This window comes from Coleofasciculus sp. E1-EBD-02 (assembly GCF_040218245.1).
Classification (GTDB): domain Bacteria; phylum Cyanobacteriota; class Cyanobacteriia; order Cyanobacteriales; family Coleofasciculaceae; genus Coleofasciculus.
On sequence record NZ_JAVJQN010000174.1, the window covers coordinates 32,630 to 56,388 of the forward strand.

The 23,759-nt window shown below is 45.6% G+C and carries 17 protein-coding genes; 4 read left to right on the forward strand and 13 right to left on the reverse strand.

All coding sequences use genetic code 11. The features are described from left to right. Positions 1-12: 12 nt before the first annotated feature. From RIC07_RS27590 to RIC07_RS27610, 5 genes are all read right to left on the reverse strand, one after another. Positions 13-705, reverse strand: coding sequence for a carbonic anhydrase (locus tag RIC07_RS27590; protein ID WP_446397312.1), 693 nt, complete (start codon positions 703-705; stop codon positions 13-15). Between the two features lie 160 nt (positions 706-865). Beyond that, on the reverse strand, positions 866-1,063 hold the full coding sequence (locus tag RIC07_RS27595; RefSeq protein ID WP_446397313.1) for a hypothetical protein: 198 nt from the start codon (positions 1,061-1,063) through the stop codon (positions 866-868). Beyond that, positions 1,060-1,764 carry a DUF433 domain-containing protein gene (locus RIC07_RS27600; protein ID WP_446397314.1) on the reverse strand — a complete coding sequence of 235 codons (705 nt, stop codon included), beginning with the start codon at positions 1,762-1,764 and terminating at the stop codon, positions 1,060-1,062. The genes RIC07_RS27595 and RIC07_RS27600 overlap by 4 nt, the downstream gene beginning before the upstream one ends. Before the next feature lie 649 nt (positions 1,765-2,413). Continuing rightward, entirely contained in the window at positions 2,414-3,745 is a 1,332-nt protein-coding gene (locus tag RIC07_RS27605) for a sensor histidine kinase (RefSeq protein WP_446397315.1), read from the reverse strand. 248 nt (positions 3,746-3,993) lie between these two features. Continuing rightward, positions 3,994-5,064 carry a diguanylate cyclase gene (locus tag RIC07_RS27610; protein WP_446397316.1) on the reverse strand — a complete coding sequence of 357 codons (1,071 nt, stop codon included), beginning with the start codon at positions 5,062-5,064 and terminating at the stop codon, positions 3,994-3,996. A gap of 992 nt (positions 5,065-6,056) precedes the next feature. Between RIC07_RS27610 and mnmA the strand changes: the two genes are divergently transcribed. Both mnmA and sat read left to right on the forward strand, forming a co-directional pair. Next, entirely contained in the window at positions 6,057-7,121 is a 1,065-nt protein-coding gene (gene mnmA / locus RIC07_RS27615) for a tRNA 2-thiouridine(34) synthase MnmA (protein WP_446397317.1), read from the forward strand. 555 nt (positions 7,122-7,676) lie between these two features. Next, positions 7,677-8,849, forward strand: a complete 1,173-nt coding sequence (sat, locus tag RIC07_RS27620) for a sulfate adenylyltransferase (protein WP_446397318.1) — start codon at positions 7,677-7,679, stop codon at positions 8,847-8,849. A gap of 232 nt (positions 8,850-9,081) precedes the next feature. Here sat and RIC07_RS27625 read toward each other — a convergent pair whose 3' ends face one another. The 5 genes from RIC07_RS27625 to RIC07_RS27645 all read right to left on the reverse strand — a co-directional run bounded on the left by RIC07_RS27625 (position 9,082) and on the right by RIC07_RS27645 (position 15,044). Further along, positions 9,082-10,170: a glycosyltransferase family 4 protein gene (locus RIC07_RS27625; protein ID WP_446397319.1), complete on the reverse strand. Its 1,089-nt coding sequence runs from the start codon at positions 10,168-10,170 to the stop codon at positions 9,082-9,084. A 171-nt stretch (positions 10,171-10,341) separates the two neighbouring features. Continuing rightward, positions 10,342-11,712, reverse strand: coding sequence for a DUF1800 domain-containing protein (locus RIC07_RS27630; protein WP_446397320.1), 1,371 nt, complete (start codon positions 11,710-11,712; stop codon positions 10,342-10,344). Positions 11,713-11,838: 126 nt separating this feature from the next. Next, complete coding sequence (locus tag RIC07_RS27635) at positions 11,839-12,030, reverse strand: hypothetical protein (RefSeq protein WP_446397321.1); 192 nt, start codon at positions 12,028-12,030, stop codon at positions 11,839-11,841. A gap of 6 nt (positions 12,031-12,036) precedes the next feature. After that, entirely contained in the window at positions 12,037-14,118 is a 2,082-nt protein-coding gene (gene ftsH / locus RIC07_RS27640) for an ATP-dependent zinc metalloprotease FtsH (protein ID WP_446397322.1), read from the reverse strand. Positions 14,119-14,378: 260 nt separating this feature from the next. After that, entirely contained in the window at positions 14,379-15,044 is a 666-nt protein-coding gene (locus RIC07_RS27645) for a hypothetical protein (RefSeq protein WP_446397323.1), read from the reverse strand. Between the two features lie 787 nt (positions 15,045-15,831). Between RIC07_RS27645 and fghA the strand changes: the two genes are divergently transcribed. After that, positions 15,832-16,689 (forward strand): S-formylglutathione hydrolase, encoded by an 858-nt coding sequence (fghA, locus tag RIC07_RS27650; RefSeq protein ID WP_446397324.1) that lies wholly within the window; start codon positions 15,832-15,834, stop codon positions 16,687-16,689. Positions 16,690-16,988: 299 nt separating this feature from the next. On the opposite strand, the gene RIC07_RS27655 is transcribed toward fghA, so the two are convergent. After that, positions 16,989-17,378, reverse strand: coding sequence for a helix-turn-helix domain-containing protein (locus RIC07_RS27655; protein WP_446397325.1), 390 nt, complete (start codon positions 17,376-17,378; stop codon positions 16,989-16,991). 293 nt (positions 17,379-17,671) lie between these two features. Next, complete coding sequence (locus tag RIC07_RS27660) at positions 17,672-20,938, reverse strand: glycoside hydrolase family 15 protein (RefSeq protein WP_446397326.1); 3,267 nt, start codon at positions 20,936-20,938, stop codon at positions 17,672-17,674. A 186-nt stretch (positions 20,939-21,124) separates the two neighbouring features. On the opposite strand from RIC07_RS27660, the gene RIC07_RS27665 reads away from it, so the two are divergent. Beyond that, complete coding sequence (locus tag RIC07_RS27665) at positions 21,125-21,277, forward strand: chlorophyll a/b-binding protein (protein WP_446391598.1); 153 nt, start codon at positions 21,125-21,127, stop codon at positions 21,275-21,277. A 393-nt stretch (positions 21,278-21,670) separates the two neighbouring features. On the opposite strand, the gene rpoD is transcribed toward RIC07_RS27665, so the two are convergent. Beyond that, complete coding sequence (rpoD, locus tag RIC07_RS27670) at positions 21,671-22,810, reverse strand: RNA polymerase sigma factor RpoD (protein WP_446397327.1); 1,140 nt, start codon at positions 22,808-22,810, stop codon at positions 21,671-21,673. Positions 22,811-23,759: the final 949 nt, after the last annotated feature.

Consider the following 23,759-nt stretch of genomic DNA (forward strand, 5'->3'; position numbering starts at 1 on the left):
GACGAATTACACCTAATGAGAATTATAAGAGCCTTTAAAAATACGCTCTTGCTGTTCTGGCGTAATCCAAGTGGCTCTAGCAAATTGGGTTCTTGGTGGTATGAACTGACCTTGAACCGGGTTATATTCCATCACTTCTCCCGATTCAATTTCATACACCCAAGCATGGAGTTGTAATTTCCCAGCTTTGAGTCGAGACTGAATTACCGGATACGTGCGTAAATTTTCCAATTGGTTAAGAACATTCTCTTGAATAGACGCATTGAGCAGGTCTTTCCCTTCGTAGCTTTGGTAATGTTCCTTAATAATTCGCCGCGTCGCTTCCGCGTGTTTGAGCCATTCGTAAACCATTGGCATTTCCTCTTCCAGCTTGCTGAGTTTCAGTAAGCCTTTCATCGCACCACAATGGGAATGACCACAAACAATCACATCTTCAATCCCTAATGCATGAATCGCATACTCTACGGCTGCACCTTCTCCGCCGTTCGTCGCCCCATAAGGGGGGATAATATTACCCGCATTACGGATGATAAACATTTCACCCGGCTCAGTTTGGGTAATCAGATTGGGATCAATCCGAGAATCGGAGCAAGTAATAAACAGAACTCGCGGATGTTGTCCTTGAGAAAGTAACTCAAATAACTCTCGGTGCGCTGTAAAGTAATTGGTCTGGAACTCGTGTAGACCCTGGATTAACTGTTTCATCGATCAACTTTTCCACAAGACAAGGGGACATCATAGTCTATGATCCCACACAAGTGTACCAATTATCTTACTTATTACAACCTATTTAGGGTTGCTATAGTCGAAAGTCCAAGTAATATTGTTTACCGGAAAGCATCGAAACCATTGCATAGCCATGGTTTCAAGACTCAATTTCATCGAGTAAGTCGGTTGCGTCTTTCCAAGCCACCACTTTGCCATCTTTATACACTTTTGCAATGAAAGGAGCCTGATTTTCTGAAATGAATTTCAGCATGGATGGTAAGGCATCTCGAAAGGCGGTCGCTATTTCTTCTCCAGACAGTTTTTTAAAGACAGTTGTTTTTGGCTTGAGATTCATGCAGCAACAGGGCGACTCACACAGCGTATAGCTTCCTCGATTTTCTGGATTTCACATTCATAGTCATCGGCAAGCTGTTGGGAAGAATCACCAGCATAAAATCGTTCGCCAATGACATCTACAGGAATTCCTGTACCTGCAATGACCATTCTACCAAAGGCGACACGCGGGTCTATCACCACAAAACGTGGGTTATTTTCTTCTTGATTGCGGGTGAATGGGAATAGCTTGATGGCTAAACCTTTCTCATCGGCTTCGATTCTTTCTAAGTGGGTTTCTAATGCATTTTTCAGGATTCTTTTACCATCCTGTGAGGCATTAATTAGAGAGCCATAATGGTCAATGAATAAATCAACACCATCTGTATAAAATTCTTGATGTGCGAGAGAATGGGGGATATTAATTGTTTTGTTTATGTAATCTAATGCCACTCTGACTTTTGCTAAGTCGATGTGATGATGTTGGCGGATAGCTCTGAGAACATGAATTTCAATTAGGTTGATGAATGTCAGTATTAAGGGGTTTCTTTTCTCAATGTCAATGACGGGTTCAAATTGTTTATTGCCGTCTGTGACTTTGTATTTATAGCCGACTGTCCAAGACCGAATGGTTGAGTATGGTATATTCAGGTAGCGGGATGCGTCCCCAGCCGAGTAGGTGGGAATGTCGCGTGGATCTTTACCGCCATAAATATCAATCATTGTGATGTTGTTTAACCTCTATCTGTTATTATTTTAAGCCTAAATGCCTCTGTTTTATTAAATCCTTAAGGTAAAAATAGTCAGGACTTACACAGCTACGCTATCCATAGTGGTAATGGTGAGTTAAGCTAGGTTAGGTTAACACACCTGAAGGGGTGATATAGCCTTACCAAGGCAGGTTAGGATATTCCTACAGTTCTCTATTGCCTGTTATCAGGTCATTACTAGTGCAGCGGGCATAAAAATACTTGAGCAGCTTCGTAGATACGATTAAGCAGGGGGAGCAGAGGGAGCAGGGGAAGCGGGGGGAGATATTAGCTGTTCAGTTATTTCTGCCTTCTTGCACTAGGATTAACTGATGTCCTAACGTGTCTGCGTAGCGCTATACAGTAATCGAAATCAATACGAGACTCGCTAAAAAACTGTAACAAAAGCTACAAAATACCCCTTTTTTAGAGATGTGACCGTGGAACGTCTCCACAAACCGCTATTACGCTTACCGATGCTCTAGTAGAATTCAATTTTTCCCTACACCCCATAACCTGTCTGACCCTCAATTCCCTGGTCATCTGGTGAGATGAAAGTGAAGCCGAAAGCTTTCAAGAAGCTCGAACAGGCGCAAGATAATTATCCAATGGTTACAGATTGATTACTCTAATGGTAATAAAATTTCAAAGGTTGTCCCTTTCCCTAACTGTGAACGCATTAACAACTTTCCGTTATGTTTCTCGGTGACAATTTGATGAGTAATTGCTAACCCTAATCCTGTCCCTTTTCCGACTGGTTTAGTCGTAAAGAATGTCTCAAATATCCGCTCTTGAATATCGGGTGCTATTCCTGAACCATTATCACTAATTTTTACCAAAACCCAGTCCCTTTTATCCTGTTGCTCTAGGTGAGTGTTAATTTCAATCTGAGGCTGCCATGAGCCAGACCCATTCCCAGCTTTTTCTGCCTTTTCAGTCAGGGCATCAATAGCATTACTAATCAGATTCATAAAAACTTGGCTTAGTTGACCCGATGAACAATTAACCAATGGCAATTTGCCATAATTTTTAATGATATTAATTCCTTTTTTAAGTCGATTATTTAAAATAATTAATGTACTTTCAATGCACTCATGAATATTCGCAGGCTGATGTCTCGACTCATCCATGTGTGAGAAGTTTTGCAGACTACCAACAATTTTGGTTAATCGTTCTGAGCCTAATTGCATACTTTTCAGGATTTTCGGTAAATCCTCTAAGATAAAATCGAGTTCATAATCTTCTTTGAGTTGACTTAAATCTTCTGATGGCTGTGGAACTTCTGCGGCGTAGGCTGTCAAGAGTTCAATTAACTTGTCACAATAATCATCTAAGAATTCAAAATTTCCGGTAATACAACCGACTGGATTCTTAATTTCATGAGCAATCCCAGCAACCATTTGCCCCAAACTTGCCATTTTTTCGGTTTGAATCATTTGAGCTTGAGTTTGATCATGCAAAAGCTGGGTGGTGAGTTCCTGAATTTGCGACTGAGCCACGAGTAATTGATGCACATCTAGCAAGCGGTAGGTTCCTGACTCTAGTTCTACAATAATGGGTTCGTAAACAAATTTTGGTGTACGCTGAAGTGAACGACGAGCCGCATCAACTATTTTTGTATCTCCTCTGAGGATTAAAATATCTGCATTGACAAAGCGGTATAACGAGTGCAGCGGACGTTTTAAGAACAGTTCTAATCCATAAGGACTGCTCATTTGTTCTAAAAATTGCCTTCGGGAAATCATCCCGACAAGTTTTCTCTGTTGGGTGAGAATAACTCCGGGTAATAGAGGATTTAATTGGAACGATTGAGCCACGTCTCTACCGGGTTGAACTGATTCCACCTGAAAGTGATAGAGATTAAGTTCTCGGATGGTAGAATCCAACGTCAGATTAGCGGTCTCGGCTTGGGGCAAGACGCATAAGTCGGGGTAGTAGTCTTGAAGAGAAACCATAAACCTATAAATTTAAACCTCTATTTTTCATATAAACCCACAATCAACTATTTGTCTTATGGTTTGTAAAATGATTTAATAGTTGGTTGGTACGAAATATTCTAGAAAATGAAGATGCCCTGAAACGTTAATATCGTTTTAAGAAACGATTAAACTTTAATAAAGACCAAGTGAACACGGAAAATCGATCCAATTTAAGTAGAGAATCCCTGGTATAAACTAGAGACGGTTAAAGTTATCCGTCAAAATTAATGCCAATGGGTATGAACAACCACGCGATCGCGTCCGGCTGATTTAGCTTGATATAATGCAGCATCGGCGGCTGCGGTCAAGGTTGTTGGTGATCTGCGTGGATTAGGAATGGTACTGGCGACACCAAGACTCAAGGTAACGCAGTGACTCACAAAAGAGGTTGCATGGGGAATGTTTAAAGTCCGCACCGCTTCTGCAATCGCTTGAGCCACCTGAATTGCACCATCGAGAGGAGTCAGGGGTAAAATGACCACAAATTCTTCACCCCCATAACGCGCTACTAAATCGGCGGGACGCTTAACTTGACGTTGGATAGCCGATGCAACTTCTCGTAAACAGTCATCACCCGCCTGATGACCGTAAGTATCGTTGTAGTATTTAAAACAATCAACATCACACATAATTAGCGACAGCCAAGAGTTCCCCACACAATGTTGTTTCCAGCAGGTTTGTAAATAGTCATCAAATCGCCGGCGATTAGCAACCCCAGTCAAACCATCAGACTTGGCGAGTTCCTCTAGTTGCAGGTTGGCGACTTCTAACTCCTGATAAAGTTGCTTGAGTAACCGGGTGGCTAGTTCGTGAATATACAACTGAGCCACTAATAATTGATAGGCGTCTAATAGGCGGTAGGTTTGGGTGGTTAACTTCACAGCGATTGGTTCATAGAGTAAGGCTGAAGGACGTTCTAAACAATGGCGTGCTGCTGTAACAATTTGGGTATCCCCGGTTAAAACTAACACCTCAGTCTGGGCAAAACGATATAATGATTTGAGTGGTCGCCGCAAAAAGAGTTCCAGTCCATAGGGACTGCTCATCTGTTCCAGAAACCGTCGCCGCGAAAGTATACCCATAAATCTCCCCTGTTCAATTAAAATAACTCCTGGTAATACAGGGTTTTGTTGGAATATCTGAGCCACTTCCTCTCCAGGTTGAGACGCTTCAAATTGAAAATTATAGAGAGGTAATTCTTGCAGCGTCGCATTTACACTCAATTGTTTTATCTCTGGGTAAGATGTCTCAAGTTGCATAGATGGCTGTTGTATAGAATACATCGATGAATCCATAAGGGTTCTCTCTTCTCTCTAGCAACTGTTAAAAATAAAATTTTAACACCGATTCACAAATAGTTCGGATTTAAATTATACATTTTGGGGCAATAGATTTAAATTAAGTTAAGCAAATAAAACAAGGTTAAGATTGGGTTATTAAAAAGTAATCAATAGAAAGTTAAAAGGGTAGCAAGTAGGTTGGGTCGAGGTACGAGACCCAACGCAACAAACCTGAAAAGGGTAGAAGGGTAAGGTTTGTATGGCAGTGAACTACAGGTATGACGGATGAACGACACAACCGGGTTTAATTGTGTTGGGTTTCGGCGCGTCAACCCAACCGACAACAGTGAAAGCTTGACTAGGTTCCCCACAAACCAAATAGCCGGTGGGGATGTTAGCCTAGATCAACAATTGATCTTTCAAAAGGATTAGTTGTCCATTCATGTCGTCAGGAACCCCACGGCTATAAGCCGGAGGCATCGAAATTGCCTATACCTGACCAGCCTAAGACCTACGAGGTCTACGTTACGCCCAAGAGTTAAAGTTCCTACCTTGGGATGCGTTCGCGTAGCGTGCGCGTAGCGCGTAAGCCAGTCCCATGCTCTAGAACTCCAGCATTAAACAGGCTTATAGGGTTAAACCAGTGTGTTGGAGATAGTACCGAGGCGTAACATTGGCGAGGCTAACGTCACCCCTCCAAACGGGAGTTCGGGGCAACCATACCCCACCCATATCGTACAGGTTGAAAACACGAGTCTGTAATTGCCCAGACGAAAGGTGAACGCAATACATCGAACGAGGTAAGTAAATCCAAGGCGGTAGGGGTTTGTACAGACGTAGCATGCTACGTCTGTACAAATAATGCAGTTTTGTACACGGGAAATGGAGCCGATGCACTTCCCAAAAAGGAAGTCCTGTCGGACTGCTATTTATGTAAGGGAACGAATTCCTCCCCATACATAAATGACAGGGGTTTCCATTCGCCCCCTTACCAACCCCGATTTTCGATGAATAAAGTTGTCGTCGGTCTATCCGGTGGAGTTGATAGTTCAGTTGCCGCCGCTACCCTGTATCATCAAGGTTATGAAGTCGTTGGTCTAACCTTGTGGTTAATGAAAGGCAAGGGTCAATGCTGTTCTGAGGGAATGGTCGATGCGGCGTTTATTTGTGAGCAACTGGGCATTCCTCATCATATTGTGGATAGTCGTGAGGTTTTTCAGGCAAATATCGTCGATTATCTGGTTTCGGGGTATGAATCGGGAATCACGCCCTTGCCTTGTTCTCAGTGCAACAAAACGGTTAAATTTGGTCCGATGCTCGCTTATGCGCGGGAGACGTTAGGCATTGATAAAATTGCCACGGGTCACTATGCGCGGATTCGCTATGATGCAAAGAGCGATCGCTATCAGTTGCTGCGGGCAGTAGACTCGAATAAAGACCAGTCTTATTTCCTGTATGACTTAAGCCAAGACTTACTCGCCGCCTCGATATTTCCTTTAGGCGAACTCCAGAAGACGCAAACGCGACAGTTAGCGGCTGACTATCAACTCAAGACGGCACAGAAGCCAGAAAGTCAGGACTTGTGTTTGGTTGAGTCCCATGGTTCAATGCGGACGTTTCTGGATCAGTATATTTCCCAAACCACGGGAGATATTGTTGATACTAATGGTAAAGTCTTAGGTCAGCATCAAGGAATTCACCATTACACGATTGGACAACGCAAAGGACTCGGCATTGCTGCACCTGAACCGTTATACGTGGTGGCGATTGATGCAGGGGCGAATCGTGTTATTGTAGGCGATCGCGCTAGTGCAACTCAACCTGAGTGTACCGTGGGGCGAGTCAATTGGGTATCGATTCATCCGCCAACGACTCCAATTCAGGCGTCTGTGCAAGTCCGTTATCGCAGTCGTCCGGTGGATGTGACGGTTATTCCCCTAGACGGGAATCGGATGAAACTGATTTTTGATCAGCCGCAATTTAGCATTACTCCCGGACAAGCCGCCGTCTTATATGACGGGGAAATGCTGCTAGGCGGTGGAATTATTGAACGAAAGCAGGATGCAGTGTAGAGACGTGCCATGGCACGTCTGGGATATGGGGGGTTGTTCTGTAGGTAACTGTTTTGGCAATGGTTCAATCTGTCCATGAGTAGGCTGGGTTTCGTTCCTCAATCCAGCAAATTCTCTGAGGAGCGTAGCCTTAAACCAAGGGTACGGCAATGCCGTACCCCTACGGGAGAATTGATTGGGTAGGGACACGATACCATCGTGTCCTGATTTAGGCTATAGGCTCCATTGTCATCGGTAAAAACTATATCAGAGACAGGGTGCGATCGCGCTTTCTCTGATCTTGGTCTGAAAGGGTTAATGAAGAGGTTATAGGCAGGCACATTTTTCCATGGTGATAAGTATACCAGAAAATCGTGCGATCGCGTCCAAGAGGGAACAGGGAACAGTAAAGAATGTCCTAACCTGTCTTAGTACCGCTATAACTGGGTAAGCTGGACGAAGGACAAATGACATAAGACGAATGACATAAGACGAATGACATAAGATGAATAATTGCCCAGAACCCATAAAGCAGATTATTTTAGAGGTGCAGTTGACGCAATAAAGGAAAAGACATTGAGTAAGCATTCGGATGGAATCGCCCCTCATGGGGGTCAACTTATCAATCGCATTGCCTCAGAACAACAGCGATCTGAATTTTTAGAGAAAGCGGATTCCCTACCCAGGGTACAACTTGATGCCTGGGCAGCATCTGATCTAGACTTAATCGCGATCGGTGGATTTAGTCCCTTGACCGGGTTTATGGAGCAAGGGGATTATGAGTCAGTCGTGGATAATATGCGTCTGGCGAATGGTTTACCTTGGTCTATCCCAGTTACCCTATCCGTTAATGAGGACGTTGCTGAACCATTAAAGGAAGGCGACTTAGTGCGTCTGGATGACCAGGATGGGCGCTTTGTCGGCGTTTTAGAACTCACGCAAAAATATCGCTATGACAAAAAGCGGGAAGCGATGAATGTTTACCGCACCGATGAGGAAAAGCATCCGGGTGTCAAGGTGGTTTATAACCAAGGAGACGTGAATCTAGCCGGTCCAGTTTGGTTATTGCAACGGTATCCCCATCCTCTGTTTCCTAAGTATCAAATTGATCCGGCTCAATCTCGGACGTTGTTTAAAGAACGGGGATGGAAAACGGTGGTGGGTTTCCAAACCCGAAATCCCATCCACCGGGCGCATGAATATATTATTAAGTGTGCCTTGGAAATTGTTGATGGTTTATTCCTGCATCCCCTAGTTGGTGCAACCAAAAGCGATGATATCCCCGCTGATGTGCGGATGCGTTGCTATGAAATTATGATGGATAACTATTTCCCCCGAAACCAGGTAATTTTAGCGATTAACCCAGCCGCTATGCGCTATGCGGGTCCAAGGGAAGCGATTTTTCACGCGATCGTGCGTAAGAATTACGGTTGTACTCACTTTATTGTGGGGCGGGATCATGCAGGTGTGGGTGACTATTATGGAACCTACGATGCTCAGCATATCTTTGATGAGTTTGAGCCGGATGAATTGGGGATTATACCCCTGAAATTTGAACACGCCTTTTACTGCGAAGTGACGGAGACAATGGCAACAGCCAAGACAAGTCCCAGCACTCCAGATCAACGGATTCACTTATCGGGAACTAAGGTAAGGGAACTGTTGCGTAAAGGTGAGTTACCTCCGCCGCAGTTTTCTCGACCTTTAGTCGCGGCGGAATTGGCGAAGGCGATGAAGGTGGAAGATTAACATCTCCAAGTTCCTGAAGTTCCCCTAGCCAAAAACTCGAAACTGCCTCATCGTGAAACTTTCTGTGATGTTTTACCCCTTCTACTTGCGTACAATCGCTGAAATGTTGATTTAGCAGGGGTTTCAACCGATATCTTCTCTATATCTATTGCGAGAATAGCGCGATACGTTCCTTCGGAACAGGCTCCGCCAACGCGCTATTCTCGCAAAAATTACTTATGCCAGCCAGAGATCAAGTTCTCTTTTCCCATTCCATCAAAATAGTGTACAACCACTGCTCCACGCGATCGCCCATCGCCTGCGTCGAGTATTTGGCTTCGGCTTGTTGACGACAGGTATAGCGGTTAATCCTATCCAATCCGTTAATCGCCTCAACCAATCCCGCCACCGAATCCGGTTCTACCAAAAACCCCGTTTTCCCCTCCTCGACAATTTCCGCCGGTCCACCGCGACGGTAAGCAATCACAGGAACGCCACAGGCGAGGGCTTCTATCGCCACATTGCCAAAGGCTTCTACCCAACGCGGCGTCATTAATAATCCCCGACATCGCCGTAACTGTTCCTGCAACTCACTCGTCGAGAAAAACCCTAAATAATCAATCGGCGCCTCTGGGTAATCCCGCAAAATCTGTTGCCAATAGTCCTGATTTTGCAGCACTCCCATAATTTTCAGGGGAATCCCCGTCTTATGAGACGCCGCCACTGCATCCTCTAGCCCCTTTTCTGGGGCAATTCGCCCCACCCATCCGATCCATGGTTCGGGTTCTGGAAAAAAATTATAGCATGATATATCAATACCATTACCCAAACACCGACAGCGATCGCCAAATGTAAACGTAGCCGCCTGTGCATGAGAATGAAGCGCCACTGTACCCGGAAACGCCATCACCACTTTCTCAATAATCTCATCCATCGCATCGGAGATAGAACCCATACTCACCCAATGGGCAATGGGACGAGAAAAAAACGGCGTTACATAAAAGGGCAGCCAATCATACGCAAAATTAACAATTAAATCATAGTCGAATTGTACTTGTCGTGCGTAATCCCAAAATCCTGCCAAAACCGAAGCTGGGGGAATAATAATCGGTGTATCTCGTGCTTGCGTTTGAGCGCTGGTTTGCACAGTTCCCCCAATTTCCACGAGGGGCATACCCCAACCCGTAGACCCTTCCATTGCCACAATTTTAACCTGATGTCCGCGTCTGACTAAATCGCTAGCCACATTCCGCAACGTTAATTCAACACCGCCCGTCAATCCTGGACCCAAGGGACCCACGGGACTAGAAATGAGCAGTAATTTTAGAGAATGATCGTTCATTAAATTATGACTTATAAAATAACCCGTCAATTAGCAGTATAGGTTGAGCTAATCTAGAAATAGATTTATCAATAACTGCTCCACACAAGTTGACCTGCTTCATGGTTTTCGCTTAGTAAGTCTCGAAGCTTACGCGCCTAACAATGACTGTTACTGAGTTTAATTGAGCCATTATCGATACATAATATCTGGACTTCCTAAAATCAAAGCTGCCCGTAACTTTTCGGGACTATTCGCAATCTCATGTTTAGTTTGAGCCGAAATACTATCCCCTAATGTATTAAGCAGTTGACTCGCATCCACCGATTGATTATCACCCAAGCGTCCCTGGGCTATCGCCGTTGCCAAACTGACCCGTCGCAGCATCGCATCGGGGCTCAACCAAGCCTCTTGAGTATTTTTATAGCCCTCAGGCGTGGAACAGTTATAAAGCGGCATACTCAGTTGATTTAACATACCCGAAATTCGCTTTAAATTTGGCTCTTTTGTACCCGTCGCCCGGACAGCGGAAATAATATAGTCATAGGGTGTCTTAAATTTATGACCATAATCATTCGCTTGCCAAAACTCAGGACTTTGAAAAAGGGTGTCTAAGACAGCGCGAATATCCCCCTCTGTCTGCAAAAATTTCTTAGCCAGCCGCTTCACTAAACCGGAATGCGGGTCATCGGTGACAAAGTATTGGGCAAGTTTATAACTAATATAACGGGCAGTCGCTGGATGGCTAGCCAAACTATCGATCGCCTGTTCCACTTCCGCTACGCCACTGCCTTTAATCCGTTGACCTAGAAATAGTTTATCACTATAGTCATGGCGGTTTCTATCGAAATAAAAGCCATTGCTATCCCCCTTATTCTCATCCAAATCCAATCCCCATCCGGTTAGAATATGAGCCAAGGCAATTACATCATCCTGACTATAGCCGCCATCAACACCCAAAGTATGAAGTTCCATCAATTCACGGGCATAATTTTCATTAATACCGCGAAATCTCCCCTTTGCACCTGGACTATTGGGGGCAGTATTGCGCCAGTTATCTAAATAAACCAACATTGCCGGATGATGAACCGTTGCGGCTAGCAAATCCCGAAAACGACCCAACGCATAAGGTCGAATGGCTTGCTGTTCATAGACACCGATCCAGAATTTAATATCTCCTTTTCTGGCAAAAACATTAAAGTGATTAAACCAAAAGTTTACCATTACTTCTTGCAATTGCCGAGGACTGGCGATCGCACGAAGTAATCGCGCCTGTATTGCTTGCTGTAAGGGTTGTTTAGCTTTTTGGCGAGCTTGCTGACGTTCCTCCTCTGAACGCTGTTTTTGGCGGCGAGGTTTATACTGTCTGAGTAATTGAACTGGAGTCAGTTTTAGAGTACGCCATTGATTGAGTTGGCGAGTTATTTGGGGAGATTCGGGAATGGAGTCTGGCGAAAGTTGAGATTGAATATAAGCCTCAATCCCCATCGATTGGATTTGTTCAATATCACCGGGACGAAAACCAAAACTGAGACGATTTAGAATATGGAGGGATTTCGTCATTTGTCAAAGAAAAGGGAATAGGGAACAGGGAACAGGGAACAGGGAACAGGGAATCCGTAATAGGCAATACATAATTTAGAGGGGTTGGTTTAGTGACATTAGGACGAAAAATAACGATATGATCATTCAATCTTCCCCATCTCCCCCAGCTCCCCCAGCTCCCCCAGCTTCCCCAGCTTCCCCAGCTCCCCCAGCTTCCCCAGCTCCCCCAGCTCCCCCAGCTCCCCCAGCTCCCCCAGCTCCCCCAGCTCCCTCAGCTTCCCCAGCTCCCCCAGCTCCCCCAGCTTCCCCAGCTCCCCCAGCTCCCCAGCTCCCCATCTCCCCCTATGAAGCTACACGATTATTCTCCAATGCCACAAAATTATCCACTGGGCGCACTTGTTGCAGCAGATTTTGTAAATTTTCCCCTTCAATCACCTCCGTTGCTAATATCTGTTGTGCAATTTGTTCGAGTAAATCGCGATTGTGATTGAGAATCGCTAAGGCTTTCTGATGAGAGGTTTCCACAATTTCTCGCACTTCCACATCAATCGCTTTTGCCGTTTCATCACTCACACTCCGGCGTATATTCCCGCCACTATTGCCCAGAAAACTATTGCCTTGAGCCTGATTATACGCCAAAGGACCCAACACTTTACTCATGCCATAAGTCGTGACCATGCGTTCAGCTAACTCTGTGGCGCGTTGCAAATCATTCGCCGCCCCTGTGGTGATATTACCAAAGACAATTTCTTCCGCGGCGCGTCCTCCTAATAGGGTGGCAATATCGCCGCGAAGTTCCACTTCATTCATCAAAAAACGGTCTTCTGTGGGGAGTTGCAGTGTGTATCCCAACGCAGACATTCCCCGTGGCACAATGGAAATTTTCGCGACTTTACCACTTCCTGGCATTAACGCACCCACTAAAGCATGACCAACTTCGTGATAGGCGACAATCTTTTTCTCGACATCGCTGAGAACCCGGCTTTTCTTCTCTAACCCCGCCACGACTCGTTCAATGGCTTCAGCAAAGTCGGCTTGAGCAATGGTTTCCTGTCGCTTACGGGCGGCTAATAAGGCGGCTTCATTGACTAGATTGGCTAAATCAGCCCCAGCAAACCCAGGAGTCCGAGTTGCGATCGCGTGCAGATCCACATCCTCGCCCAATTTGACTTTCTGGGCATAAATGCTTAAAATTTCTTTACGTCCAGCTAAATCAGGACGGTCAACCAATACCTGACGGTCAAAGCGTCCTGGACGTAACAAGGCGCGGTCTAAGCTTTCGGGGCGGTTCGTCGCCGCTAGGACAATCACCGTCGCATCTCCAGCCGCAAATCCATCCATTTCTGTAAGCAACTGGTTCAGCGTTTGTTCCCGTTCATCATTTCCGCCACTGTGGAAATTCCCACTACTCCGAGATTTGCCGATCGCATCCAATTCATCAATAAAGATAATACAGGGTGCCTTCTTTTTTGCCTGATCAAACAAATCCCGCACCCGCGCCGCACCCGTACCCACAAATAGTTCCACAAACTCCGAAGCGGAAATACTAAAGAAGGGAACCTCGGCTTCCCCAGCTACCGCTTTTGCCAAGAGTGTCTTCCCCGTTCCTGGAGGTCCCACTAGCAGTACCCCTTTAGGGATTCGCGCCCCAATTGCGGTAAAGCGATCGGGGTTTTGCAGGAATTCGACAATTTCCACTAATTCTGTCTTGGCTTCCTCCGCCCCGGCGACATTAGCAAAGGTAATTTTAGCCGATTCTCCTTCTACATAAACCTTTGCCTTACTTTTACTAAACGAAAGCGCACCTTCAGCATCTCTGTCATTGCGGCGTAGGAAAAACTGAAAGGCGGCGACGAGGATTAGCGGCGGAACCACCCAACTTAACAGACTCAGTAACCAACCATTTTTGGGAGGAGGCGCAGCAAAAAATTCAATCTCCTGTTCCTGAAGCGTGTTCACCAAGTCTGGATCATAAACCCGGAGTGTGGCATAGATTTGTCCTTGTTGCTCATCCGGGTTGAGCAGTTCATCGGTTGGGTTGAGCGGATCATCAGATGGTGAATTTAACGGATTGTTGGGTGTATCCAGATCCGGTTCTACTTCTGTGTCTAGGGGCGGTTCTGGCGTTTCCAGCAAGTCTTGAGTGGCTTGGAGAGGATCTTGAGTGGCTTGCAGCAAGTCTTGAGTCGCCTTCAGGGGATCTTGAGTGGGCTTAAGCTGAAAAATCACTTGGTCTTCCCCCACCGAAACCCGTGTGACTTTACCGTCGTCCAGTTGGTCGAGAAATTTGCTATAGGGTACTAGGGGAAACCGAGGAGATTTGGGTACAAACAAGTACCCCAGTAAGGATACACTCGCCAGAATCAATAGAATAAGACCAATCTGGCGACCGTGGGGCGATTTCGGTTTGTCTTTAATACTCATACATTTGTTATCTGCACGCTTGATGCCGTGGGCTTGGGTGGATGGGAGAATTCCTATTTTTAGGGTAACAAGTTAGCACTCCCTAGCCTAAAGAGGTGGGCATTCTTCATTCACCAGGAGCCGGAGCCTTCACTTGGGAAAGAGAACATGGTTTTACCTCGTCCGGGATGTGAGCCTTCCCCTCCAGAAGCCCAGTTTAGGCAATGCGAATTTGATACAAACCTTACAACCTTTTGTCCTCTGTCTTCTGCCTTTTTGGACTAACGCTCATATTCCACATAATCCACTTGTCTATCATCAAGAGGAGGCGGTATTACTTCAGTGCGCCGCCTAGCTGAGGGGGCATAAGGAAGCGCATTGTAGGGATGGGGGACAACGTAAGTCGTCCGAGGTGGACGGGGTTGTTGTTGTCGCGACAGCACTGCTAATAATCCCACAACGACAACACCACCACTAATCGTTACCGCCATACCACCCAATCCCCAAACCAAGCCGGAAATAATCGAATTATCTTGCTCAGACTGCTGCACAGGAGTTACAGGGGGCGCTGCTTCAATCCGAGGGGGTATGAAACTATTGGGATTATTGGGATTAGTTTGTCCCATAAGATTGTCAATCAACGCTTGCTGGTTTTGCACTTGAGCTTTTAGCTGTTCCGTTTCAGCGCGTTGCTGTTCCAGCATACCTTTCAAGCGTTCTACTGTAACCTGTTGCTGTTCAAAATCATTACCGGCAAAACCCGGTGTCGTCTGAACTGGCATTTGCGGGTTCTGCCCATAAGCCGGATTATAGGGATTATAAGGATTGCTCTGTGGAAGTTGAGCGGTTTGAGAGGGAGGGGCATTGGTAATGCCAAGACTATCTCCGCCTTTCATCATAAACAGAACCGCTACCCCCGCAAAGGCAGCCCCTGTTAGGAATGCCATACCATCACTCATCACTCTTACCTCACATTTAAAACTGAACTACCACTCATTGTTACTGATACAGGCTGACTGCCGTTGGTGAGACTTGACTCCTTATGAGTTTATACGTCATTGAGTCTATTGGGGGGGTTCTCTAGCTGTTGTCCGTTTTCTAATTGAAAACGAGAAAGGCTCAATTGTCCATCCCCAAGGATTTTAAAACGTTTCTAGGCAGTATCACCAGGGTTATAAGAATTTCTATAGTTCCTGATATTGGTATCAATTTAAACCCAAATGCTCGGAATTGACAGACAGGTTTCGCCCTCACCCCTATCCCCTCTGCCAAGCCTGGGAGGGGGGATAGAATTTTTCCAGGTGGGTATTTTAAGCTACCTTAGGTCTAGAATTCAAGGTAAATCTACTCTACTATAGCCGCACAATCCGGATTGTGCTTCGATTCTAGACCATCTCGCTCTCCTGCGATCGCGCTTTCCCTATCACTTCATCGAAAGCTAGGGTAGGTAAGGGATAGGGAAAAATTTTTCGAGATGAGCGATCGCGGACACCTTAGCCGTTTTCTCAACCTATGACAACTTGATCCCATGAGCAGTGATTCATAATAATCACTAATCTAAAGCAGACGATGATCCCCTGTCTGTGGGAGAATAGAACAGGACTGACGCTTGCTTCATGCTTTATCGGATCAATAGCCAATATTAGCCTTCTTGCGGGTATGGGTTGTGCGTCAGGTATCAAAACAGCCGACTTAAAAAGCCACATCTACTGCTGCTCACTACACAATTAATCTATGTCCACAGCCCCCAAAATTATCTCACAAAATCGATGCTTCGGTGGTACAGTTGGCTTTTACTCCCATCACTCTCAAACCTGCAACAGTAAAATGCGGTTTGCTGTTTACCAACCGCCTCAAGCCAAATCAGAACGAGTCCCCGTTCTTTATTTCCTTTCTGGCTTAACCTGTACTGAAGAAAATTTTATGGCAAAAGCGGGGGCGCAGAAGTTTGCGGCGAAGTACGGATTAATGCTGGTGACACCGGATACCAGTCCCCGCGATACCGGAATTCCCGGAGAAAATGACGACTGGGATTTCGGTACAGGCGCGGGTTTTTACGTCGATGCGACAGCAGAACCCTGGTCAGACCATTATCAAATGTATAGCTATGTCGTTGAGGAATTACCAGCAATTATTGCCCAACATTTCCCGGCTCAAATTGATCATCAGGGCATTTTTGGTCATTCCATGGGGGGTCATGGGGCGCTGATTTGTGCCTTAAGAAACCCTGAGCAATATACCTCTGTTTCGGCTTTAGCTCCCATTGCCGCACCAACACAATGTCCTTGGGGACAAAAAGCATTTACAAATTATTTGGGTGAGGATGAGGAAAGTTGGGACATCTATGATGCTAGCGAATTAGTGTTAACTGTGGGATATAAGCGTCCAATTCTTATTGATCAAGGGACAGCCGATCCTTTTTTAGAAAAGCAGCAATTGCTTCCTGGTATCTTTGCCCAAGCTTGTGAAAAAGCCGGAGTTCCTTTAACATTACGCTTCCAGGAAGGGTATAATCACAGCTATTATTTCATTTCCTCGTTTGTTGAAGACCATATTCGCCATCATGCAGCGGCGTTAAAGCTAGAAGATTAAGATATGTACGATGCTTTTGGTTAAAGGAAAGACCCCTCCCTAACCCTCCCCTGCAAGGGGAGGGAACCGGAATATATTTGTTATTTGGAGGTGCTTTCCAACTCCCCCTTCCGTATAAAAAAGCGAAGCATTCCCTCCCTATCAACGAACCCTCTATTACGTCTACAAAAACCCAGCGAATCCAGCCGTTCAAGCTGTCTTAGGTTACGCAAATTCACCCCAGTTTATGCCGTCTTCAACGGTGCAACCACCCTAACCATCGTTTTTGGTTGAAGTGAAATTCCCAAAACTCCACTAATTTATAATAATTGTGTCAGCGTTGCTGATTCATACTCTCTATCTTCATATCGCTGAAGCAGACTCTCTTCAATTCCCAGCCGTTGAGCAAGTTCTTTTTGGCTAATTTTAGCCGCAATACGGGCTTGAATCACAATGCGGGGAAGCTGAGCAAGAGAACCGATTTCAAAAATGATTGGCTCGCTCTCATCCCGATTAATTAGAGCTTCATACTCCTGCATCTGGGCGGTAAAGTCATCGATCAGACTTTGGACTCCATCGACATTAAGTTGCCACATAATAGGATTAGTGTTCTTCAATTCATTATCCGGGGCATTTAACAGTGCTAACGCCCGTTCAAATCCCTGAATACGCTCTTGAGTTACTTGGTACTCTAAATCATTTAAAATCATGGTTCCCACTTTTCCACAACCCTTGATCGGGGCGGGTTTAGTCGCATCTGGGTGAGGTAAAAAACGATAATCGTAAAACCCGCCCCTACAGTCTATCCAACCCTATTGGACTGACACAGCTAAAATTGTAGGATAGATTTTACGATTTGATGGGCGCACGCTATGCGCCCCTACAGTTTCTGGATGTAATTCTAATTCACCAATTAAGGTGTGTCACGTCAGTATTCTCCCTTCCCTATTGCCTGACGAATAACTAATGACAAATAACAAATGACGAATGACCAATGACAAAATCACACAACATTGGCAGGTTCGACTTGTGCCAAAAACTGGAACGCCTTAGCAATATAAGCCGCACACTGTTTAGGAGACGTATCATAAAAAGCCCGCCAAGCGGCTGCCTTATATTCGTCATATTTATCGGCTCGTTCTGGATATCGCTCCAACCAGCCTAAACGTACCGCATGACCAATTAAAACATCCAGGACAATGTATTCTTCAATTTCCAACTCTGGATTCCGTTCCAATATCGCGGCTAATTCCACAAGTGCCTCAATATTCACTTGTCGATAGGTTGGCACTTGAATTTTATTGAGTAAATGCTCAACCCGCAGAGCAAAATTCTTTTCCCCAGGTGTCATTTCTGAGAGCAGCGGTTGACTATCCAGTCGATTGCGACGCTCTAATTTATCGCCAATCACCAAACCCTTACAATGTTTCATCACTTGCCAGACTTTCGGATAAAAGTCTTTCGGAACCCGACCTGCACTACCATCCATTTGCCGTTTTCTCAGCCAATTTCCCGCCGTTGCTAGGTCTTCGTCGATATAGATTTGCTCCTCTGGCAATATCACCCAATTAATCGCATATTGCGGTTGTTTAACATGCAGCGATTCTTGTTGGCGTAATTTTTGGTTAACGCCTTCATACCCTGCCAAACAGGAACGCAGTCGCATTTTAATGTCAAAGGGACTTAAGCGCATCAATGCTTCATAGGCTTCATCCTGAGTCACACCTAATTCAGCCGCTAATTCACTCGTCAACAGCAGGATTAAATACCCAACTCGCAGTGTGAGTAAGCCATCAACCAGATGCGGTTCGGATTTAATCAGAATACTCAAGTAAATCAGGATTTCCTGAGTTAAAACGCGATCGCGAATATCTTCTCGGCAAAATTCGTCAATCTTTGCCCGGAGTTCCAGATGAGACATTGGGTTTTTAATTAGAGAAGCCTCACTGTAAGCTTTGCCAACAGTAATCTGTTTCCCGCGCACTAGAATATCTGTTACCGCATCGGACAAACTAATTTCGACTTTATTCAGTAACCCCGCCGCTTGACGAATCACACCCCAGTAAGGCGATGCTCCTTCACTACTGGCTCTGGTATACACTTCATTCAGCAAATCCGCCACCGTCACCACTCGTTGAGGTTGACCAAATCCTGTATCAAAATCCAGCCCCCGCAAGTTTTTCAGAGTGCGTAATAATTCAATTTGCTCATAAAAATTTTCTGAATGCCGCAAACTATCGAGCAAGGGTTGGAGATTCGTTTCGCATTCCAGCAAGAATTCCTGCGTATGACTTAACGGACCATTTTTTCGCGGATGATTCCTCAGGTAATACTCAGGCGGTGCTGCATCTTGAACCGCAGAGTCGCTAAACTCAAACCCTTGCAGCGTATCAATGCGTTCAACGCCTGCTGTGAGCATTAACTGATTTAAACGCCCTAACTTGACCCGCACCCCATTACAGAATCCCTCTTGCAATTCTTGGATTAATTCCAGTAAAGCGGAACCCTGAAGTTGCTCTTGTCTCGGATGACTGGTTTCTTCTGCCGTCTGCACCATCTGATGCGTTAACAGCAGCGTCACCGTTGGACGTCCCAACTCACCCCAATGGCGTTGAATATACGTCAGTTCACTTTTAATTTGAGCCACCAGGAAATGATAATCCAGGGTTAAATAAAACTGTTGCTGGTCTAAAAACGCCGGCAAAAATACAATCGTTTCTTGCCCGAAGCGAAAAATACGAGATGTGGTCAAACTTCGCAGGCGTCGAATCGGGCGTCCGGTTAATCCCAAAGCGTCACACCGTCCAATTTGGGCATACAATCGGGATAAATCAGTCGCCTGACGCACTTGCACAGGATCGACTTGTTTGGGGGTCTGGGTGGCAATCCCATAAGCAGCCAGTTGCGCCTGTAATGCTTCATCCTCTGCCAACAGCGCAATTTGTACCACCGGATCTTGATGACGCCCTACGCAAAAATGACGCCCTAAGGGGTCAACATCTCCCCGCGTAATTAATTCCTCATGAAGCATTTGGGCAAACAGATACAAACTCTGCGCCCAGACAAGCGGCAAATTTTCATTGGGTTTGCGATTCTGGGAACGGGGAGAAGCGCGTTCGGCTTCAATTTTGTCCTCGGGAACGTAATACACTTCCGGTAATAAGCGCATCCCATCTCGCTCAACCAACAACGTATCCAAACGCCCCAGATAATTCCGCGCCCGTTCAACGTCTCCCCGAAACCAGCCATCTAGGGCTAAGTAGGTAAAAAATAGGGGCCACTCGCATTCAATATGTTCAAATTGTTGCAGTTCCCAGGGTTCATAATGCAAGCGGGTGGTATCTTCGAGTACGGTTTGATGTCCATCTCGCAGGAACCGCTTACACCCGTAGAGTCCTTGTAATTTATCGACTATTTTCTGACGAGTTCTATCCAGCAGTTCCACATCTTCAATGGCAAATGCCGGGAACCCAATCACACTTAACAGCGCCGCATCAGTTTCTTTGGAACTTGATTCCCGTGGTAATAGGGATTCTAACGTAATCCGCGATCGCGCAATTTCATCGGGGAGAACGTGAATCACGGAAGCTTGAGACCCCCGCACACCAAATAAATCGAGTCCGTTAATCGCCTCTAATGCGGCTTTTGCCATACCGACGGAACTGGCGTTGAGTTCCGGATTACCGTGATTAACTTTATTTCCCCGTTCCCAAATTCCGTAATCCGGTGTGCGATAGGTACGACCAATGTAATACACCAGATTCTGAATGAAATTCACTTCAGCAATGGTGTAAACAATGTGTAACCCTGATGCGGTCATCTGAGCCAGCATCAACAGGAATAGGGAGGTAGCATCAAGCTGCAAATGACCCCACTCATCATCCCCGACGACTACATCGCCAGTGCTGGTATCGTACTTGGCGTGCAGTGCGTCTAGCAGAGATTGGTTGTCTTTGAACCGTTCCACTTTGGCGGCTTGCCGCATCATACAAAACAGCAGCCCCCGCATCAGTTTGACCACACTTTGTTCCAGTTCAAAGGTGCGCCCACTATCGGCGTCAAGTTTGCGGTACGCTAAGGCTAATCCCCAAACCGCCAAAATGCTGTAAACGTTATCCCTAACCCAGGCATCGGTGTAGTCACCATGGGCGTTGACGGCTGTACTGGCAGGTAATAATCCGGTAATTGGATTTTGGCGATCAAGAATAATCCGAATCTGCTGGTAATAATCGTTGAGTCGAGCGGGCAGTTGAGTGGCGGTGATAGACATCCCTTAATCAAACTTTAAACAAAATTTATTTTTCCGGAGTCGTTCGTTAAAGCTGCTAATGAGTAATTTTCCTTAGTATTCCGGACATAATATTCACCTATCTTTCCGTCACCTTGACCCAATTCTTGTCGTTTTGCCAACAATTCGTTACATTAATTTACATAATGTAACTAAAACAACGAAGTTATGGACGAGCAACAGCAAAAAGAAGCCAAATTTGGGTTCACGGCGAACGCGGAGAATTGGAATGGTCGTTTAGCGATGATTGGTTTTGTTGCCGCGTTGATTACGGAATATGTTTCCGGTCAAGGTGTGTTACATTTCTGGGGACTTCTGTAATACGGCATCGTACAGTCTTAACCAGAATGGCACTGACTGGTATGCTGGTGGGTTGAGCGGAGTCGAAACCCACGATGGCGGCGTGACCCAGCTAAAATTGTGGATTAGATTTTACCATTGAATCGGGCGCAAGTCTTTGCGCCCCTACGGTTTCGGGTCTCCCATTCTAATTCATCAAATAAGGTGGGCCATGCCACTACGGTATATCAAGGGTTTCGGCGACCCAAAATGCACGCTTTTCAGCACCCTGGGTCTTAAGCAATACCTGTCGGAATTCTACCAAAATTGTTAGTGTTTCGCTTTCCCCCACCTAAATCTTGTGATTTTAGATGGGGACTGCGCTCAACTTTTGTTCAATCCGATGAACCCCAGCTTTCTGGTATTGTCCTAGTCCTAGCGGATATACTCCTTGAGAATACTGTTGCGATTAGGATGGCGTAGTTTCCGCAGGGCTTTTGCCTCGATTTGGCGAATGCGTTCGCGGGTCACGGCAAAGATTTGACCGATTTCTTCTAGGGTTTTCATCCGTCCATCATCTAACCCATAGCGCAACCGGAGTACGTCTCGTTCGCGGGGGCTTAAGGTATCCAGGACGCTTTCTAAGTCTTCCCGCAGCAGATTTTTGGATACTTGGTCTTCTGGCGTTTCACCATCGGCTTCGATGAAGTCACCCAGGCGAGAGTCTTCTTCTTTACCAATTGGTGTTTCTAGGGAGATGGGAAGTTGGGCAGATTTGGCAATAAATCGCAGCTTCTCGATGGTCATTTCCATGCGATCGGCAATTTCTTCTTCCGTGGGTTTGCGACCCAATTCTTGAGAGAGGATTTTGGTGGTCTTTTTGATCCGGGAGATGGTTTCGTAAAGGTGAACGGGGAGGCGAATGGTACGAGATTGATCCGCGATCGCACGAGTGATGGCTTGTCGAATCCACCATGTCGCGTAGGTGGAGAATTTGTATCCTTTCTCGTGGTCGAACTTTTCCGCCGCCCGGATCAGTCCTAAAGATCCTTCTTGAATCAGGTCTTGAAACGACAGACCCCGATTCATGTATTTCTTGGCAATGGACACAACTAGACGCAGGTTAGACTGCACCATTTTCTCTTTTGCCCGCCGACCCAGGAAAAGGCGTTTGCGAAAGGCGGGAAGTTCCATTTCTACCTCCTTTGCCCATTCTCCTTCCTTCGGTTCTCGCTCGAGCTGATCATACAAGCGATCGCGAATACGTTCTAACTCTAACAAGTCAGCAATTTTACGCGCCAGTTCAATTTCTTCATCAGCGCGTAATAGCCGAATTCGACCAATTTCTTGTAGGTAGAGGCGAATGGAATCTTCGGTATAGTGCTTCTTTTTCGCTTGTGTGCGACGGCGGGTAGAACGCACCTTACCAGGCTTACCATCTGCCTCCTCCGGGGGTTGAACGGCTTCCGAGTTTACGTCCGCCATATCATCTTGAGTGGCGTCATCCTCTAGCAAGAATTCAAACTCGCTTTGAGGCTGAGAAATTGTTGCAAGTACGTCGTGTGCCTGGGTCATGCCTTTTTCCTCATGCTCCTTCAGTTAAAGACCAGTAGATGTCTAATAATCTACTTAAAAGTTGAGCCAGCGATTTCATCTTACCTTTTGCATTCTAATCGGTTATTGAATTGTTGAGCCTGAGAAACTCAGATGAAATTTATTCCTCTTAACTCAATAGGGATATGAATGCCGGGTAAAGTAATTTTCCATCCTGGCGGCTGTTGAGACTTTTTGATTCTAGCTTTAATTCAAAAAACTTGTTCGCGCTTTTGGGCAACTTAGATTGGCTGATAATCTTCAGCGGTTAAGAGCTTTTGCGCGAAATCGAAATGAATGTTTGCCTAAAGAATGAAACCATTATAGATTGTCTTTCCTCGATTTGCATGGGCCAATGAATTGAGGGACTAAAGTTTAACTTGATGGAAGTACGCGAATAGAGTCGTAAGCTTTACTGTTACGCTGGAGAAAGCCATCGGAACTGAATCCGCCTGCTTGATGTCTCCCGGTTATGTCAATCCTTCTTTAATGTACTCTGGGACTCGACTGGTTCGTCCCGGACAAATCGCTGAAATGTGATCAGCCATTTTAATGAAGTTAGCTGACACTTCAACAGCCTTAGTTTCTCTAGAGTTCATGAAACACCCTATTTTAGTACAAACGTTCTGTTCTGTATTGAGAGAATTCTTCTTCTTTGACTACGTTAGCGAAGTTCAGCGTACATGCAACAAGTTTTTTGAGGGTAGAGGTAATGCATAAGTCACGAAGGCTCGATGGTGTGTAAAACATTTGTTTTAGCACACAATAGGAGTAGTTGTGTTTAAAATCTGAATAAAATTCGCCGAGACGGTTACAATACGTAACGCTTGTGTCATCTTGTGTAAACTGGCAGTCGGAGATGGAGATAAGGCAGAGGGGAGACAGTAGAGGGGAGATCTAACTCATTTAACTCTATATATAGTTGAAATAA

Excerpts from the sequence above, each read along its gene's own strand:
- rpoD (WP_446397327.1), bottom strand. The coding sequence starts at position 22,810 with ATGACCCAGGCACACGACGTACTTGCAACAATTTCTCAGCCTCAAAGC.
- RIC07_RS27635 (WP_446397321.1), bottom strand. The coding sequence starts at position 12,030 with ATGGGGAGCTGGGGAGCTGGGGGAGCTGGGGAAGCTGGGGGAGCTGGG.
- mnmA (WP_446397317.1), top strand. The coding sequence starts at position 6,057 with ATGAATAAAGTTGTCGTCGGTCTATCCGGTGGAGTTGATAGTTCAGTT.
- RIC07_RS27625 (WP_446397319.1), bottom strand. The coding sequence starts at position 10,170 with ATGAACGATCATTCTCTAAAATTACTGCTCATTTCTAGTCCCGTGGGT.
- RIC07_RS27665 (WP_446391598.1), top strand. The coding sequence starts at position 21,125 with ATGGACGAGCAACAGCAAAAAGAAGCCAAATTTGGGTTCACGGCGAAC.
- RIC07_RS27610 (WP_446397316.1), bottom strand. The coding sequence starts at position 5,064 with ATGGATTCATCGATGTATTCTATACAACAGCCATCTATGCAACTTGAG.
- RIC07_RS27595 (WP_446397313.1), bottom strand. The coding sequence starts at position 1,063 with ATGAATCTCAAGCCAAAAACAACTGTCTTTAAAAAACTGTCTGGAGAA.
- RIC07_RS27630 (WP_446397320.1), bottom strand. The coding sequence starts at position 11,712 with ATGACGAAATCCCTCCATATTCTAAATCGTCTCAGTTTTGGTTTTCGT.
- RIC07_RS27655 (WP_446397325.1), bottom strand. The coding sequence starts at position 17,378 with ATGATTTTAAATGATTTAGAGTACCAAGTAACTCAAGAGCGTATTCAG.
- fghA (WP_446397324.1), top strand. The coding sequence starts at position 15,832 with ATGTCCACAGCCCCCAAAATTATCTCACAAAATCGATGCTTCGGTGGT.
- RIC07_RS27600 (WP_446397314.1), bottom strand. The coding sequence starts at position 1,764 with ATGATTGATATTTATGGCGGTAAAGATCCACGCGACATTCCCACCTAC.
- RIC07_RS27590 (WP_446397312.1), bottom strand. The coding sequence starts at position 705 with ATGAAACAGTTAATCCAGGGTCTACACGAGTTCCAGACCAATTACTTT.
- ftsH (WP_446397322.1), bottom strand. The coding sequence starts at position 14,118 with ATGAGTATTAAAGACAAACCGAAATCGCCCCACGGTCGCCAGATTGGT.
- RIC07_RS27605 (WP_446397315.1), bottom strand. The coding sequence starts at position 3,745 with ATGGTTTCTCTTCAAGACTACTACCCCGACTTATGCGTCTTGCCCCAA.
- RIC07_RS27645 (WP_446397323.1), bottom strand. The coding sequence starts at position 15,044 with ATGGCATTCCTAACAGGGGCTGCCTTTGCGGGGGTAGCGGTTCTGTTT.
- RIC07_RS27660 (WP_446397326.1), bottom strand. The coding sequence starts at position 20,938 with ATGTCTATCACCGCCACTCAACTGCCCGCTCGACTCAACGATTATTAC.